The sequence below is a fragment of the Winogradskyella tangerina genome (genome assembly GCF_003260205.1).
Classification (GTDB): domain Bacteria; phylum Bacteroidota; class Bacteroidia; order Flavobacteriales; family Flavobacteriaceae; genus Winogradskyella; species Winogradskyella tangerina.
This window is the reverse complement of sequence record NZ_QERF01000007.1, coordinates 40492-56728: the sequence shown is the minus strand read 5'-3', so window position 1 is coordinate 56728 and position 16237 is coordinate 40492. Positions and strand designations below refer to the sequence as shown.

Below are 16237 nucleotides of genomic sequence, written 5' to 3'. Positions count from 1 at the left end.
TTTTGTTTAATTTTTTTATGAAAACTTTAAACATTTATTGTTTAACTTTATTTAAATTTGCTTGAACAAAAAAATCATTTTTATGAAACTTCTAACTATACTCATTGACGGCGCTCAAAAAATCGCTACCGATGATTACGTTGGCTTTACATTCTTCGTAGGGTGTATGGCTATGATGGCCGCATCGGCTTTTTTCTTTTTATCAATGAACAGCTTTGATAGAAAGTGGAGAACTTCAATCCTTGTTTCAGGATTAATTACATTTATTGCCGCAGTACACTACTGGTACATGAGAGATTACTGGGCTAATTTCGCAGAATCACCAACATTCTTTAGATATGTTGATTGGGTTCTAACAGTACCACTAATGTGCGTTGAGTTCTATCTTATCTTAAAGGTAGCAGGCGCTAAAAAATCTTTAATGTGGCAGATGATCTTCTTATCTGTAGTGATGCTTGTAACCGGATACTTCGGTGAGGCAGTACACACAGCTGCTCCTGGTCCTGCTATTTGGGGATTCATTTCTGGTGTAGCGTACTTTGCTATTGTTTACATCATTTGGTTTGGTGCCGCGAAGAAATTGGCAGAACAAGCTGGTGGTGCAGTATTAACAGCACACAAAACGCTTTGTTGGTTTGTATTAGTTGGATGGGCAATCTATCCATTAGGATACATGGCCGGTACAGAAGGTTGGTATGACGGTTTAGCTGGATTAGGCTTAAACATGGACGTTATTTACAACATTGGTGATGCCGTGAACAAAATAGGTTTCGGACTTGTAGTATATAGCTTAGCTGTTGCTTCAACAAAAACTTCTGAAGCTTAATCTTAGTTTAATTAGGTCAAAAAGCCTTTCCTTCTCGGAAAGGCTTTTTTATTTTATTAGACTTTAACAGCTTTCCAAAGTCCTTTTTTAAACCAAGTGAGACCAATTATGGTTATTAAAACCTCAGCTAAAGTAATAGCAATAAACACCCCAAGAGGGCCTAAATCTAAAGTCAAGGCTGAAATATACGCAAACGGCAACTGAAATAACCAAAAACAGATAAAGTTAATCCAAGTTGGTGTTTTGGTATCACCGGCGCCATTAAATGCGTTAATAATAACCATACCATAACCGTAAAATACGTAACCGGCAGCAATGATTCTAAGACATAGAGCTCCATTACTTATAACGTCTGGTTCAGAAGTAAACCATGAAATAATTTCAGGTGCAAAAATCAAATAAATAATGGATACAAACCCCATAAAGATGGCGCTGTATTTACCAGTTTTCCAAACTGAAGCTTCCGCCCTATCAGGCTTCTGGGCTCCTAAATTCTGGCCAACTAGCGTCGCAGCAGCATTACTCATTCCCCACGCAGGCATTAATGTAAACATCATTACTCTAATAGCAATTGTATAACCCGCTAACACTTCACTACCAAATTCGCTCATAATTCGCATTAAGAATACCCATGATGACGTACCGATTAAAAATTGCCCTATGCCACCTAGTGAAACTTTAATAAGATTCACCATAACTGCAACTCTAAGTACAATATCTTTAAATGCGATCTTTATCTTACTCCAGCCATAAAACAGCACCATTAATTGAAAGATAACAGCAGTCCCGCGACCGATAGTGGTTGCGATAGCCGCACCCATTACACCATACTCAGGGATTGGACCAAATCCAAAAATGAACATTGGATCTAAAATAATATTAAGCCCGTTAGATAATACCAAAGCCCACATAGCAACAGATGCATCACCCGCACCTCTAAATACCGCATTTATTAAAAATAGAAGCATTATGGTTACATTTCCACCTAATAACACTTGCGTGTAACCAAATCCTTCGGCAATAAGGTCGGGTTCACCACCCATTAATTGAAGAATTTCCTTTGGAAAAAATATTCCGATTACACTGATTATCGCAGCCACAAAAACACCCAGACCAATTACCTGAACTGTTGCTTGAGATGCACCTTCTCTATCTTGTTCACCGATTCTTCTCGCCACTATAGCGGTTGCTGCCATACTTAAACCAATAGCCACAGCATATACTAAGGTGATTACGGATTCAGTGAGACCAATGGTTGCAACGGCGTTAACACTAACTTGAGATACATAGAATATGTCTACAATGGCAAAAATCGATTCCATTAACATCTCTAAGATCATAGGGATAGATAACATAAATACTGCCCTACGAATACTGCCAGACGTAAATTCTTGTTCCTTACCAGAAACTGCGATTCTTAAATACTTGAAAAATTGTTTTATTGAAATTTTATTGGATTGCATAACTTTTTTTAAACTATTGAACATTGCTAAACAACTGTAATTTGTTTAACACAACTGCATCACAAGAAGTGGTGATGACTTTTCCGAAAATGTAAGTTAGGCTATCATAATGGCACAAATATGCACATTATTTTTTAATTCTGAAGAAAATTGACCAAGCTTATTAAAAATAAAAGCGTCCATAAAACTGTTCTCAACCAATTTTTTCTTATCAATTTCTGACAAACATTAGGCACAGGATTGTTATTATCAATACTAAAATGAAGTGGTACAAAAACTCTGAAAGTCAACACCCAAAGTATGAATATTAGTATGAGACTTAAAATTGTATACCAGTTTCTTATCTGAAAGATGTGTAGCACACCCAAAATTAACTGGCTGAACATTAAAGGAAGAACAATGTATGTCACACGTTTAGTATAACTACGATGCCATTTCAGTAAGTTTGCTTCGGAATAATGGGCAAAACTTGGATAAATCACAAGTTGAACACACCAAATTAGTACTACAAAACCAAAGTCGATAAGCAATCTTATTAGTTCAAGTGTCATTTTAATTTGTTTTTCTTACTGCCCAAGACCAATACATGAGGATGGGATGAATTACCAATAATCTTACCCATGCAATCCAAGGTGACACACAAAAGGCACTTTCAACACAAGAGCCTTTTATTATAAAATCGACATGGGATGGAATGAATAAAATCAAAAGAATAATAAGCCCTTTCACAGCAAGTAATCTTGTTTTTGGAAAGGCAACACCTAATCCCAGTACAATTTCAAGAGCACCGCTTAAATAGTTTATAGCCAATGGATATGGCAAATAATCCGGAATTAAGTCAGAATAAAATTCAGGATTAATAAAATGGTAAGCCCCTGCAAACACATAAAAGCCAACTAATATAATTCTTAGAATTTTAATCATGAAAGCTTCCATTTGTGATCCGTATGGACTTTCTTCAGAATTAGAAAAAATGGAATCCACCATACAAAATCGTTGGTTATTAAAGTATAAATAAACTCGAAAGGCACATCCCCATTGAGATAATTAAACATAAATCCTAAGGGTCCAAATATCTTTCCTAAAAAGCCAACAGCCACTATAGGCCAATGCCTCATTGGATTGTAAGATGCCCACCAATAGCCCAAACCATAGACACCAATTACCATACCCATTCCTTGCCAAACCATGGGGTGATTTAGCGGTTCCATACCAACAAGTCTAAAAAAATGATTGGGAAATAATACAACCCAAGCTCCCCAGAGAATATTATAGATGGCTGCAAGACGAAGTGTTAAACGCATTTTATTTTTTACGCAAAGATAAGGAACGTAAAATAGCCTAGTAACAAGGTTTAGTCGTTTCTACTTGCTTTATTATAGGCTCTGATCATTAGAATTGCCCACAAAGCAACAAGCCCGATGACAACAACAGAGAACCAAAATACGATGTCATTTGCTACCATGATCTACAAGCTTAAGGTAGATCATAACACCTAGTAATGTGGGCGCCCAAAGGCCAACAAAAATACCATGCATTTGATCTCCTGTTAAAAATAAATATTCTGCGACAATAATTATAACTGCGCACAAGATCAACATAAGCAAATTTGCAGTTCCTAATTTTTTGAAGTAATCCATCTTTGAGGGTTAGTTTGAATGTTCAAGTTAACAAAAATTACAACGCATTAATAATTTACCACTGTAATTATTGCCTATTTATAATAAATCTTATTCTTTCGGTAAGCTAAAAATGCAATAATGGCGATTATAACAAGTGTTATAGCAATAAACTGGAAGCTTAATATTTGATCACCACTTGCGTAAGCATGAAGACCAGATAAGTAGAAATTCACACCAAAATAAGTCATTAGAATACTTCCGAACGTTACGACAGACATCAGGTTGTACAACCAGCGTCCACGTAACCCAGGTATTAATCGCATATGAATTACAAAGGCATACAGCATAATACTAATTAGTGCCCAGGTCTCCTTTGGATCCCAGCCCCAATAACGTCCCCAACTTTCATTAGCCCACATACCACCTAAGAAGTTTCCGATGGTAAGCATTACAAGACCGACTGTTAATGCAAGTTCGTTTATTATGGTTAGCTCTTTTATATTGATTAGCATTCGTTCTTTATTCTCCTTGTTGGTTAGAATCATTAGTAGTAATGCTACCAAACCAAGAATCATTCCTATGGCGAAAGGTCCATAACTTGCAACAATCACGGATACATGAATCATTAACCAATAACCTTGAAGTACAGGTTGAAGGTTAGCAATTGCTGGATCCATCCAATTCCAATGAGCTACCATTAAGATCATGGAGCACACAAATGCTGATGACGCTATGGTTAGATTACTTTTTCTTCCAAACAGAAGACCAAATAGCATTACCGACCAAGCCACGTAAATCATGGACTCATAAGCATCACTCCATGGTGCATGACCAGATAAATACCATCGCCAGATTAAACTCAATGTGTGTGCTACGAATAATAAAATAACAACACCAATCATAGTGTTAATGGCCAATTTTAATCTCTTGTCCCTGAACTTAAATATTTGAACAATTATTAGGACAAATAAAACGGTGGCAGCATACATATACCAGCTAAACAATCGTTTGAAAATATCGTACTTGTTATACAATATCTCCGATTCGATCTTATCATCCGACAGCATGATCTCACTACCAAATTTAATTTGGGTTTTCTTTATAGCTTCTAAAATAGATTCAGCTTTTTCAAAATCACCGGTCTGTTTGGCACTATTCAGTCTCACCAAATAGGTCGTAAAACCATTATTTATAAAACTGTGATATAAGGTATCCTTGATCTTTTCGCGATACCCTTCTTCTCTGAATTCTAATGCAGATATCCAGGTATTATTTTCATCGTCTGGAACAGGAAATATCTTCACCGATCGTCCTTCAATAGCATTATACAGTAAGTTTACACGAGAGTCTGCTTCTTTTACTTCCTTTTGAAATCCATTAGGCACCTGGGCTTTATAGGCTTCTTCGAGATAAGGTCCTAATTTGTAACTTCCATCTGGATTGAAAAAATCGACAAGACTCGCATACTTCACACCGTAGTCGATTCCGATGATTGTTCGGATAGAATCAGCCTTTCTTTTCTTTAAGTATATTACAGGAACATTATACCACAACAAAGGACTCTCTTGAATAGAAAGAAATACTTGTGTTGCATTAAACTCCTCATAAACATCACTTTTGCTCAGCTTGCGTAGCGTTTCAGAAGCATAAGTGTGCATGGGCATCATTCGACCACTATAATCCTGAATGACCATTTTTGCGAACTTATCCGCGTGCTCTTTCGGAGTTATATTAGCTCTTAATATCGAATCTATTACCTCTTTATCAGGTTTCTGAGAATGTTCATGCCCATCATTTTCTGAATGATCTTGTGCAAACCCCGATAAACTGAAGAGTAAAACGATCATAGTCATGATCTTCGCCTTTTTCGTTTTTAACTTCTTTAGGCGTTGTCTTAGGTCATCAAATCTGGTATGCTTTGCAAAAATGATGGCCATTAATCCTAAATAAAGCAGTAAATACCCAGCATAGGTGATGTAGGTTCCCCATCGGTCGTGGTTAACTGAAAGCACGGTTCCTAATTCATCTGGATCAAAACTTGCTTGAAAAAAGCGATACCCTTTATGATCGAGAATATTATTCATGTAAATGTGATAGTCGAAATCGCCGTCCTTATCCAAAACGGTAACCTTACTTTCATAAGACGAGTAAGCACTTTCAGTACCTGGATACTTTTCAGCAATAAAATCATTAAGCTTAACTTGGAAAGGTAATTGTTCTAGTCGCGAACCAAAGCGCAAGTCTATATCCAATCCACCTACATTAGTTTCCTCAATTCTATTATATGTTCCGGGTCCACCGAGAAGATTAACACTTTTCGTTTCGCCATTTGCTGTAACATCGAGCACAATACCGCTTTCATCTCCTTTTAGAATACTAGGTTTTTGCACAATATCAAAGACACCTTTTACCACAGGTTTTGGGAAAACCATAACCATATTTCCAATGGTATAAGTAGATCTCAATGCTAAGCGCTGTAAGGAATCTATTTCAATCTTACCGCGTTGCCCTGTTGCCATTGTAAAGTACTCACCCTCATATGGTGATTTTATATATAAGCTTCCATCAATTTCTTTGATATTTATGGCGCCTTCCTGTTCTTTATTAAGCGAAATTAATACGTTATGCAGGTTCGCTATTTGACCATCTTCTAGAAAGTGATTGTGTGATCTGCCTTCAGAAGCCTCAACGATTTTCAAATAACGCTTTCCGCTGGCATCAGGTCTAATATCTTTTTCTGCGCCTTTAATGAATTTCTTAAGTTCGAATTTTACCTTGGTACCACCGTAATCATAGACACGTTCAAAATCATTATTGAGTCGATGCGAAAAATCCACTTCCTCCATGACATTTCGTTGTTGACGCTGACCATTAACTTCATAATCACCAACTATTCGACCGCTGATATAGGTTTTTAAGGATCTAAATTGACTTTCAGTTTCGCCTTCTCTAATATTCATCATGCCCTCGTAACCAATGTAACGCGTTACGCCAGCTCCGACAATAATGAATATCCATGCTAAATGCAATATAAGTGTTGCCCATTTTTCCTTTTTATGAAGTCTGTATCTGAAAATATTACCAACAAAATTGATCACAAAAATGACCATAATGGTTTCAAACCACCATGCATTATATATCAGTGTTCTGGTGTAAGGTGTTGGTGAAGTTTCCATGTTTCTATCCATGATTGTTCCGGTGGCCATAGCCACAGCGAAAACAATAAATAGAACAGCAGTAAGTCTTGTAGAAAATAAGAAGTTCAGGATTTTCTTTTGCATAGCTATGAAGGCTTTTTTAAGCTCGTGCAAAGATAGTGTATTTTGATGATTTTTGTTTCGCTTTTCAGTCACCAAAATGCTTTAAAAAATCTTAAAGTTTTTTCAATTAATTTGAAACTTTCGCTTTGAGTAGTTGGTTCTGCTCTTCCATTAGTTGCTTAAGGTCTGACAGCAACTCAATATCTTTTGGTGTTACCACAGTTGTATCCTCAGTATCTTGTGCTTTGCTACGTAAACGGTTCATGGCTTTTACCACCATAAAAATGGTAAATCCGATAATTAGAAAATCGAGAAAAACTTCAAAAAGTGCACCATAAGCAACCGCTACTTCTCCTGTGGTTACTGTTCCAGTAGCATCGGTAACTGCCTCGCGTAATATCATCTTTTTATCTTGAAAATTCACCCCGTCAGACAATAGGGATAACGGAGGTAACAATACTTGTTTGGCCAATACATCAATGACTTTATTAAAGGCTGCTCCAATAATAATACCAATGGCCATATCCATCATGTTACCTTTAACGGCAAATTCTTTAAATTCTTTAAGTAGTTTCATAGTTAATTATTTATTTAGTTCTAGCTTCAAATATTTTCAAATATAAAAATGTGCTCATTTTTCTGGCACGACGTTTTGCATTTTCAGCATAATCACCTTTAAAAAGCTCATCGATAGTTTCGTACCAGAGATTTAGCCATAGCCCGAAATGCAATTCAGAAATCGAATGGTCAAAGGCCTGATCAACCTTAATATGTGCATCTAAAGGATTTCCGTAGTATTTTGTTTTTAGAAATAAACTAGATTCCCAAAATGTGGTTAAATGCTCAAAGTGTGCGTCCCAATCCTCGATAGTTCCGTTAAAAAAAGGGCCTAATACCTCATCCTTTCTTAGTTTGGTATAGAATTGAGAGACTAATTGGTAGATGTCTGCTCTGGTTTTGATATCTGATTTAGTCATAATTCAAAGTTATTCTTTTAATCTAAATCTTACTATTTTTACGGCATGATATCAGTTGTAATTCTTGGCGCTGGTAATGTGGCCACCCATCTGTTTAAAGCATTTAGTGCATCTAACCACACTGAAGTTATTCAATGGTATAACCGCAGCTACAGCGCAATTTCTTCTTTTGCTAACGCGGTCGATACCACGGATAACATTTCAAAATTGAAAATGGCCGATATCTATATTATGGCTGTGAGTGATGATAGTATTGCACAATTATCGAAGACTTTACCTTTTGAAAATCGATTAGTTGCACATACTTCCGGAAGTGTTTCGATTCACGACCTCGACAAGAAAAATCAACGCGCCGTTTTTTATCCATTACAGACATTTTCAAAAGAGGCTAAAGTTAATTTTAGTGAAGTCCCTATTTGCATTGAGGTTACAGAAAAAAAGAATCTTCAATTCATGAAGGAATTAGCGGAGGCCTTAGGCTGCACGCCCTATCGTATTACAACCGAACAGCGTCAGACCTTACACTTGTCGGCAGTGTTTGTGAATAATTTCACAAATCAACTATACCGAATTGCTCATGAAATTAGTGATGCCAAAAGTATAAATTTTGATATCTTGAAACCGCTAATACTAGAGACCGCTAAGAAGGTACAACATATGTCGCCTTATACGGCGCAAACTGGTCCGGCAAAACGCAATGATAAAAAAACCATTAAACGCCATTTAAAACAGCTTGAGAACGAAGAACATAAAATGATTTACGAGCTGCTAACCGCTTCAATTAAGAAAACGCATGGACAACGATAAAAGTTATAAAGAATTACTAATCGACATTAATACATTCATATTTGACGTAGATGGTGTACTGACTGATGGTACCATCACCGTAACTACAGAAGGTGAAATGCTAAGAAGTATGAGTATTAAAGATGGGTTTGCACTTAAAACTGCCGTTGATGCCGGTTTTAATGTTTGCGTCATCTCTGGCGGAACAAACGAAGGCGTTCGTAAACGACTTAGAGGCCTAGGAATAACTGATATTTATCTCGGCGCACATCATAAAACCGAGCAGCTAGATGAATATTTGGACATTTACAATATAAAATCAGAATCCGTGTTGTATATGGGAGACGACATCCCTGATTATCCAGTAATGCAATTGGTTGGGCTCCCTTGCTGTCCGCAGGATGCAGCACCTGAGATCAAAGCAATTTCTAAATATATTTCTCATAAGAATGGTGGTAAAGGTGCCGTAAGAGATGTTATTGAACAGGTGCTAAAAGTACATGGAAAATGGAATGGTAATTTCGATGCAAAATACGACTAACTAAATGGGCAGACGAGGCAGACGACATAGTACAGGTTTTGGTTATATTGGATTTGGAAACAACCAATCTACATTTAACCAAAAAACCAATGTCCCCTTTTCCGTCTACAAAGAAAAACTAGATCTTGAAGCACACCTCCATTACGAAATGGAATTCCTTCACAAGGATCTGAGCAAAGCAGATAAACAAAAAATAAAAGATAAAATTAGAAGGCAAGAACGCATTCTATTTATCAGAACGACTATTATTAGTCTAGTTGTTTTTGCAATTGTTGCCTATATCGCTTACTATTTAATCAATCAAATTATTACGCGCTAATCCCTACTATGATTCACTTTCTTAATCTCATTCGTTGGAAAAACTTATTGATGATTGCACTAGTGCAAGTCCTTATTAAATATGCATTGCTCCTGCCTTTTTATGAAAGTTATGGCGTTATCACAACACTAGGACCGTTACAATTTGCTTTATTAGTATTTGCTACTGTTTGTATTGCCGCAGGAGGCTATGTGATAAATGATATTTACGATATTGAATCTGACGAAGTAAATAAACCAGAACGCGTCATAGTAGGCAAGCACATTTCTGAAAAAATAGCCCTGAGATCTTTTATTATACTCAATGTTATTGGCGTAGGGATCGGATTTTACCTTTCTAATGTTATTGGTAAATCAGGATTTTTTGTGCTCTTTTTTATGGCTTCAGCACTACTCTATTTATATGCATCCTATTTAAAACAAATACTATTAGTTGGCAATATTGTAGTATCACTAGTCGTGGCATTAAGTTTATTACTCGTAGGTTTTTTTGAATTATTACCCGTCATAAATTCTGAAAATAGAGAAGTTCAGATTTTCTTTTTCAAACTTATTCTAGATTATGCCATTTTCGCATTTATGATTAATCTCATTCGCGAACTCGTGAAGGACATCGAAGATATAGATGGCGATTATAAAGCCGGAATACAAACGCTTCCCATCGTCGTGGGAAGAGATCGTGCCAATAAAATTGTATTTATTCTGTCTCTTATCCCATTATTTTTTATCATCTATTATGTGATCACCTATCTTTTTAAGCAACAATTATTCGTGTGGTATTTTCTCATCCTAATCATCGCACCTTTAATATATGTTACCATTAAATTATTTAGTGCTGAGCAAAAATCGCATTATAAACACATTAGTTTAATTCTCAAATTGGTAATGTTAACCGGAATGCTCTCCATGGCAATTTATCCCTACGTCTTATAATAAATGCTCAACGATAAACTTAAAAATTACAATATCATATTAGCATCGGCTTCGCCGAGGCGTCATGCGTTTTTAAAATCGATGGATATTGATTTTGAAGTGCGCTTACACCCTATTGATGAAGTCTATCCTGATCATTTAAAAGGAACTGAGATCACCGATTACTTAGCAAAATTGAAGGCTGAAGCCTTTCATAATGACCTACAGGATAATGATATTTTAATAACTAGTGATACTATTGTTTGGTTAAATAACAGTGCTATAGAAAAACCGAAAGACAAAGAAGATGCCTTCAGAATGATTAAATCCTTGAGTAATACCACTCACGAGGTAATGACTTCGATCTGTTTCACACAAACCACCAATCAAAACATTGTAAATACTGTAACCAAGGTAACTTTTAAAGCACTTTCAGATGAGGAGATTTGGTACTACGTCAATAACTACGATTCGTTAGATAAAGCCGGCGCATATGGTATTCAAGATTGGATTGGCGCAGTTGCAATCACAAATATTGAAGGATCTTATAATAATGTGGTCGGTTTACCCACACATTTACTATACGAAACGTTAATTAACATGGTGAAGCCTTAATATCTTCATATTTTTGTAAAAAATTTGAAAATGAACAAGTCTATTAAAGCGCTCATCGTTTTTTTATGCTTTATATGTGTGCTGATCGTAGTGATGTCATGTAAAGAGAATGCTGCTGAAACAACCGAAACACTCGCCATTTCTGAAATTGAGGAAATCCCTGAAAAACCAAAAACAAAGCTTTCGCAGGAATTCAAAGGCTATTGGTATGCTGGCGAGGCTGAAATTACATCTTATAAACTAGAACAAGCGCGCTATGGCGAAATGCGAGACGGTGAAGCTGTTTTGGTATTTGTTACTGAAGACTTTTTGCCTAATGTTCAGGTGAAAGCAGATAACTATAGTGACACCAATATTCCTGTTTTAAAGTTAAATGCTACCAAGAAATTCAATACGGGTATTTATCCATATTCTATTATGCAAAGTACCTTTTATCCTGTAGCAAATAATGCACATGCTATAAAAGTATCGGCTTCAATTCAAGAATGGTGTGGACAAGTTTATACTCAGATTAACAACCGAGATCAATTTGAAATTATGTCACATTCATACTTTCAAGGTGAAGCGGACCAAAATTTCAAAATTGAAAAAACATGGACCGAAAACGAGTTATGGACAAAACTTCGCATCGACCCTAAAAGTCTTCCCGAAGGCGACCTATCTATTATTCCTTCTTTAGAATTTACCCGACTGAGGCATAAAGACATTAAGGCTTATGACGCCTATGCGAAATTAGATGAAACTCACTACACTATTACATATCCTGAATTAGGCAGAACGTTGAAGATCAATTTTAACGCTCAATTTCCATACGAAATCTCCGGATGGGAAGAAACAACTACTAATGGATATGGTGCATCAGCCAGAACCTTAACTACAAAAGCCACAAAGTTAGAATCTATAAAATCGGCTTACTGGGGTAAAAATAGCAATGCCGACGAAGGTTTGAGAAAAACTTTAAAATTGCAATAAAATAAATCTATATTTGTTACAGACCAACTTTGCTGTAACATGACCAATTTCCTCGAAAACTATCAGACAGAATTGATATATTCGGCTATTCTGCTGGTTATCCTTTTTATAGTTCGAACCATTATTGTAATCAGTGTTAAGCGTATTGGTAAACGCAGTGGTACTACTGAAGCTAGGGCAAATTTAATAGGGCGCTATGTAACGGTGGTTTTTATTTTAATTGCACTTTTAATTGAGGCCTTTATTCTCGGTTTCGAAACCCATGATATTACACTAGTCTTTTCATCTGTATTTGCCGTAATTGGTATTGGTTTATTTGCTATTTGGTCTATCTTAAGTAATGTAACCTCGGGTGTTATCATGTTCTTCTCCTTCCCGTATAAAGTAGGCGATAAAATTAAAATACATGACAAAGATTACCCTGTAGAGGCCATTATTGAAGATATTAGAGCCTTTCAGCTTATATTGCGGGAAGACAATGGTGATCTGGTAACCTACCCAAACAACCTTATACTTCAAAAGGCCGTGACACTAATACAGAAGGACGCCTTAAACGATATAAACACTAACTAAATCAATAATATGACAAGACAAGAACACCTCAAATTCTGTAAAACATGTGTTAACAGAAAAATGGACTTAAAAGCCGGACTCTTATGCCAACTAACAGGCAGGATCGCTGATTTTGAAGACGAATGTCCTTCCTACCAAAAAGATGAAAAAGCAATTGTGGCCATGGATGACGAAGTCGAAATGGTTCGAGATGAAATTACTTCAAGAGTTTCTGACGCTACTTTAGAAAAACTGAAATCAGAACAAAACCTACCAGCCGCCATATTTGCCGGAATTTTTATAGGTGTCCTAGCAGGTTTTGGCTGGGCTGCAATAACCGTAGCTACCGGTTGGCAGATCGGAATTGTTGCAATTGCTATAGGCGCCGCTGTTGGATTTGGAATGCGATTCTTCGGAAAGGGAATCGACCAGATATTTGGAATTAGTGGAGCTATTATTGCATTAGTCAGCTGTATCTTTGGAAATCTATTGAGTATTATCGGCTTTGTTGCGATTGAGTTCGATCAAGGGTTTTTTGAAACCTTTATTAATTTTGACTTTTCATACACGTTTGAAATTTTAAAAGAAACGGCGCGCCCTATGGATCTGTTTTTCTATGCCATAGCTGCTTATGAAGGATATAAGTTCTCATTCAGAAAATTTACTCAGAAAGAACTACACGAATTAGAGCGTCCAAACGGTTCTGAATCATAGAATTTAAACCGTTAAACAAAACCTAAAAGCAAAGTCATGAGCTAGTTACTTTTATATATTTGACAAGCAACTAACTAATAAGCACATGCGCCATTTTAAACTATACCTATGTATTGTTTTAGGTAGCTTGGTTACTCTTCAAGCTCAAGAGCCTAAAAAATTTAGTTCATCAGAAATATACGAAGCGGTTCAAAAACTTAATGTTTTAGGTTCGGTTTTATATGTCGCTGCTCATCCAGATGATGAGAATACCAGACTAATTGCGTACATGTCTAATCAGGTTAAAGCACGTACCGCATATCTGTCTTTAACCCGAGGTGATGGTGGACAAAACCTCATCGGACCTGAAATCCGAGAATTACTCGGTGTAATACGAACTCAAGAACTTCTCGCGGCAAGAGGTGTCGATGGTGGCGAACAAAGATTTACCAGAGCCAATGACTTCGGATATTCAAAACACCCAGATGAGACCTTGGAAATTTGGAATAAAGATGATGTTCTCGCAGACGTTGTATGGGCCATAAGAGAATTCAAACCAGATGTTATAATCAATCGATTCGATCATAGATCTCCAGGAACGACACATGGTCATCATACCGCATCTGCTATGCTGAGCATGGAAGCTTTTGATTTAGCTAATGATCCTTCAAAATACGCATCACAACTCAACCTTACGGAAACATGGCAACCTAAACGCCTGTTTTTTAACACCTCGTGGTGGTTTTATGGGAGTCGTGAAAATTTTGAAAAAGCGGATAAAAGCAATATGATCAATTTTGATATAGGGGTTTATTATCCTTCAAAAGGCATGTCTAATAACGAAGTAGCTTCTCTGGCGAGCAGTCAACATCTTTGTCAAGGTTTTGGTCGTCTTTCTACACGTGGCTCTCAAGAGGAGTATATAGAATTTCTAAAAGGTGAACCCCTTGATGGCAGCAATGACGTCTTTGCAGGAATTGATACCTCTTGGAATAGAATTAAAGGCGGTAGTGCCATTGGCGCTATATTAACTGAAGTTGAAAAGAACTTCAATTTTGTAAGTCCATCATCTCATTTACCGCAGTTACTAGAAGCCTATAAACTTCTTCAGAATGTTGAGAATGAGCACTGGAAAGCATTAAAAACAAAGGAATTAAAAGCAATTATTGAAGCTTGTGCAGGTTTATATCTAGAAGTCTCGGCGAGCACACCTCATACATCGCCAAACTCAACCATTAGTTTGAGAATAGAAGCATTGAACCGAAGCAACACCAATATAAATTTGGTATCCTACAAGCTTTCATCTTTATCGAATGGCATTACAAAAAACATGGATATGCCAGAAAACCAAAGACTAAATTTTGAAGAAGGCATCACCATTCCAAAGGATATTGCATATACCGCTCCTTATTGGCTAAATAAAAAGAGTACCTTGGGCATGTATCATGTTGAAGAACAGGAACTAATAGGCTTACCTGAAACGCCAAGGGCTGTTCATGTAGATTTCAATTTGAATATTAACGGCACGCCGATAACCATCACAAAACCTGTTGTATATCGCTACTCGCAACCTGACAAAGGAGAGTTATACAGACCATTTGAAATAATTCCGGAAGTTTCAGCAAGCATCAGTGATAAGGTTTTTATTTTTGAAACTGATCAGCAAAAAGAAATTGAAATTACGGTAAAGGCTGGTCGCGATGCAATTGAAGGCTATGTGAAAATGGCCTATCCGAATGACTGGAATATATATCCAGCAAAACAAAAAATTGAAATCGCCAATAAAGGCGACATCCAGAAAGTTGTTTTTACGGTTATCCCGCCAAAAGGTCAGAGTGAAGGCTTAATAACACCCATTGTGAATATCAATGATGAGTATTATACCGATGAACTTATCGAAATTGACTATGCGCATATCCCATATCAAACCGTTCTAATGCCAAGTGTGAGTAAAGTCGTTCGATTAGATATTAAAAAGCGGGGCAATAATATTGGTTATATTGAAGGAGCGGGAGATGTTGTACCTGAGAGTTTACGCCAGATCGGTTATAACGTTACTATTATAAAACCTGAACAGATCTCAGCTGAAAACCTAGTGAATTTCGATGCCATAGTTGTAGGAATTAGAGCTTACAATATTTTGGATGAATTAAAATTCAAACAGAAATTCTTACTTGATTATGTAAATGAAGGCGGGAATCTTATCGTTCAATATAATACCAGTAGACGCGTAAAGACTGATAATATTGCTCCTTACCCATTACAATTATCAAGAGATCGTGTAACTGATGAAAATGCTGAAGTACGCATTATAAATAATGATCATCCACTCTTGAACTTCCCCAATAAGATCACGGCAAGTGATTTTGAAGGCTGGGTTCAGGAACGTGGTCTATACTTTCCAAATCAATGGTCGGATGAATTTACACCTTTATTAGCAATGAATGATAAAGGCGAAAGCTCGAAACAAGGAAGCTTATTAGTGGCCAAATACGGCAAAGGAAATTACATTTACACGGGCTTAAGCTTTTTTAGAGAATTTCCAGCAGGTGTTTCAGGTGCTTACCGCCTATTTGCTAATCTTCTTTCCGCTGGAAAGGAAGAGCCAACAACCCTTAAAAACTAACAACTGATTAATATGCACAACCAAGATCAACCTCAACAAAAACAAAAATGGGACAAGATGTACACCGTAGTTCT

The 16237-nt window shown here is 36.7% G+C and carries 17 protein-coding genes; 10 read left to right on the top strand and 7 right to left on the bottom strand.

Going from position 1 to position 16237, the window contains the following annotated elements; translation table 11 throughout:
• Positions 1-82 precede the first annotated feature (82 nt).
• The gene (locus DDY94_RS10595; RefSeq protein WP_111684089.1) at positions 83-826 is read left to right on the top strand and encodes a bacteriorhodopsin-like; all 744 of its coding nucleotides are present in this window, start codon (positions 83-85) and stop codon (positions 824-826) included.
• 56 nt (positions 827-882) lie between these two features.
• On the opposite strand, the gene DDY94_RS10590 is transcribed toward DDY94_RS10595, so the two are convergent.
• The 7 genes from DDY94_RS10590 to DDY94_RS10555 form a co-directional block, all read right to left on the bottom strand.
• Positions 883-2289, bottom strand: coding sequence for an MATE family efflux transporter (locus tag DDY94_RS10590; RefSeq protein ID WP_111684295.1), 1407 nt, complete (start codon positions 2287-2289; stop codon positions 883-885).
• 552 nt (positions 2290-2841) lie between these two features.
• Entirely contained in the window at positions 2842-3213 is a 372-nt protein-coding gene (locus tag DDY94_RS10580; RefSeq protein ID WP_111684294.1) for a DoxX family protein, read from the bottom strand.
• A complete protein-coding gene (locus DDY94_RS10575; RefSeq protein WP_111684087.1) occupies positions 3210-3593 on the bottom strand; it encodes an alkyl hydroperoxide reductase in 384 nt (127 codons plus the stop codon). Before DDY94_RS10575 ends, DDY94_RS10580 begins: the two co-directional genes overlap by 4 nt.
• A gap of 147 nt (positions 3594-3740) precedes the next feature.
• Positions 3741-3929 (bottom strand): hypothetical protein, encoded by a 189-nt coding sequence (locus DDY94_RS10570; protein ID WP_111684086.1) that lies wholly within the window; start codon positions 3927-3929, stop codon positions 3741-3743.
• Between the two features lie 74 nt (positions 3930-4003).
• Positions 4004-7192 (bottom strand): cytochrome c biogenesis protein CcsA, encoded by a 3189-nt coding sequence (gene ccsA, locus DDY94_RS10565; protein ID WP_111684293.1) that lies wholly within the window; start codon positions 7190-7192, stop codon positions 4004-4006.
• Positions 7193-7298: 106 nt separating this feature from the next.
• Positions 7299-7748, bottom strand: a complete 450-nt coding sequence (mscL, locus tag DDY94_RS10560) for a large conductance mechanosensitive channel protein MscL (RefSeq protein ID WP_111684085.1) — start codon at positions 7746-7748, stop codon at positions 7299-7301.
• Between the two features lie 10 nt (positions 7749-7758).
• On the bottom strand, positions 7759-8148 hold the full coding sequence (locus tag DDY94_RS10555) for a group III truncated hemoglobin (protein WP_111684084.1): 390 nt from the start codon (positions 8146-8148) through the stop codon (positions 7759-7761).
• A 45-nt stretch (positions 8149-8193) separates the two neighbouring features.
• Between DDY94_RS10555 and DDY94_RS10550 the strand changes: the two genes are divergently transcribed.
• From DDY94_RS10550 to DDY94_RS10510, 9 genes are all read left to right on the top strand, one after another.
• On the top strand, positions 8194-8955 hold the full coding sequence (locus tag DDY94_RS10550; RefSeq protein ID WP_111684083.1) for a Rossmann-like and DUF2520 domain-containing protein: 762 nt from the start codon (positions 8194-8196) through the stop codon (positions 8953-8955).
• Positions 8942-9475 (top strand): KdsC family phosphatase, encoded by a 534-nt coding sequence (locus DDY94_RS10545; protein WP_111684082.1) that lies wholly within the window; start codon positions 8942-8944, stop codon positions 9473-9475. The genes DDY94_RS10550 and DDY94_RS10545 overlap by 14 nt, the downstream gene beginning before the upstream one ends.
• Before the next feature lie 4 nt (positions 9476-9479).
• Positions 9480-9794, top strand: a complete 315-nt coding sequence (locus DDY94_RS10540) for a hypothetical protein (RefSeq protein WP_111684081.1) — start codon at positions 9480-9482, stop codon at positions 9792-9794.
• A gap of 8 nt (positions 9795-9802) precedes the next feature.
• A complete protein-coding gene (locus tag DDY94_RS10535) occupies positions 9803-10726 on the top strand; it encodes a geranylgeranylglycerol-phosphate geranylgeranyltransferase (RefSeq protein ID WP_111684080.1) in 924 nt (307 codons plus the stop codon).
• Positions 10727-10729: 3 nt separating this feature from the next.
• Entirely contained in the window at positions 10730-11320 is a 591-nt protein-coding gene (locus DDY94_RS10530) for a Maf-like protein (RefSeq protein ID WP_111684079.1), read from the top strand.
• A gap of 30 nt (positions 11321-11350) precedes the next feature.
• Positions 11351-12292 (top strand): septum formation inhibitor Maf, encoded by a 942-nt coding sequence (locus DDY94_RS10525; protein WP_111684078.1) that lies wholly within the window; start codon positions 11351-11353, stop codon positions 12290-12292.
• 39 nt (positions 12293-12331) lie between these two features.
• Positions 12332-12865 carry a mechanosensitive ion channel domain-containing protein gene (locus DDY94_RS10520; RefSeq protein ID WP_111684077.1) on the top strand — a complete coding sequence of 178 codons (534 nt, stop codon included), beginning with the start codon at positions 12332-12334 and terminating at the stop codon, positions 12863-12865.
• Between the two features lie 9 nt (positions 12866-12874).
• A complete protein-coding gene (locus DDY94_RS10515; protein ID WP_232817857.1) occupies positions 12875-13558 on the top strand; it encodes a hypothetical protein in 684 nt (227 codons plus the stop codon).
• A gap of 85 nt (positions 13559-13643) precedes the next feature.
• Complete coding sequence (locus tag DDY94_RS10510; protein WP_111684075.1) at positions 13644-16163, top strand: PIG-L family deacetylase; 2520 nt, start codon at positions 13644-13646, stop codon at positions 16161-16163.
• The last annotated feature ends 74 nt before the right edge of the window (positions 16164-16237 follow it).

Excerpts from the sequence above, each read along its gene's own strand:
- DDY94_RS10510 (WP_111684075.1), top strand. The coding sequence starts at position 13,644 with ATGCGCCATTTTAAACTATACCTATGTATTGTTTTAGGTAGCTTGGTT.
- DDY94_RS10590 (WP_111684295.1), bottom strand. The coding sequence starts at position 2,289 with ATGCAATCCAATAAAATTTCAATAAAACAATTTTTCAAGTATTTAAGA.
- DDY94_RS10555 (WP_111684084.1), bottom strand. The coding sequence starts at position 8,148 with ATGACTAAATCAGATATCAAAACCAGAGCAGACATCTACCAATTAGTC.
- DDY94_RS10595 (WP_111684089.1), top strand. The coding sequence starts at position 83 with ATGAAACTTCTAACTATACTCATTGACGGCGCTCAAAAAATCGCTACC.
- DDY94_RS10520 (WP_111684077.1), top strand. The coding sequence starts at position 12,332 with ATGACCAATTTCCTCGAAAACTATCAGACAGAATTGATATATTCGGCT.
- DDY94_RS10515 (WP_232817857.1), top strand. The coding sequence starts at position 12,875 with ATGACAAGACAAGAACACCTCAAATTCTGTAAAACATGTGTTAACAGA.
- DDY94_RS10525 (WP_111684078.1), top strand. The coding sequence starts at position 11,351 with ATGAACAAGTCTATTAAAGCGCTCATCGTTTTTTTATGCTTTATATGT.
- DDY94_RS10530 (WP_111684079.1), top strand. The coding sequence starts at position 10,730 with ATGCTCAACGATAAACTTAAAAATTACAATATCATATTAGCATCGGCT.
- DDY94_RS10550 (WP_111684083.1), top strand. The coding sequence starts at position 8,194 with ATGATATCAGTTGTAATTCTTGGCGCTGGTAATGTGGCCACCCATCTG.
- DDY94_RS10575 (WP_111684087.1), bottom strand. The coding sequence starts at position 3,593 with ATGCGTTTAACACTTCGTCTTGCAGCCATCTATAATATTCTCTGGGGA.
- mscL (WP_111684085.1), bottom strand. The coding sequence starts at position 7,748 with ATGAAACTACTTAAAGAATTTAAAGAATTTGCCGTTAAAGGTAACATG.
- DDY94_RS10540 (WP_111684081.1), top strand. The coding sequence starts at position 9,480 with ATGGGCAGACGAGGCAGACGACATAGTACAGGTTTTGGTTATATTGGA.
- ccsA (WP_111684293.1), bottom strand. The coding sequence starts at position 7,192 with ATGCAAAAGAAAATCCTGAACTTCTTATTTTCTACAAGACTTACTGCT.
- DDY94_RS10580 (WP_111684294.1), bottom strand. The coding sequence starts at position 3,213 with ATGATTAAAATTCTAAGAATTATATTAGTTGGCTTTTATGTGTTTGCA.
- DDY94_RS10535 (WP_111684080.1), top strand. The coding sequence starts at position 9,803 with ATGATTCACTTTCTTAATCTCATTCGTTGGAAAAACTTATTGATGATT.
- DDY94_RS10570 (WP_111684086.1), bottom strand. The coding sequence starts at position 3,929 with ATGGATTACTTCAAAAAATTAGGAACTGCAAATTTGCTTATGTTGATC.
- DDY94_RS10545 (WP_111684082.1), top strand. The coding sequence starts at position 8,942 with ATGGACAACGATAAAAGTTATAAAGAATTACTAATCGACATTAATACA.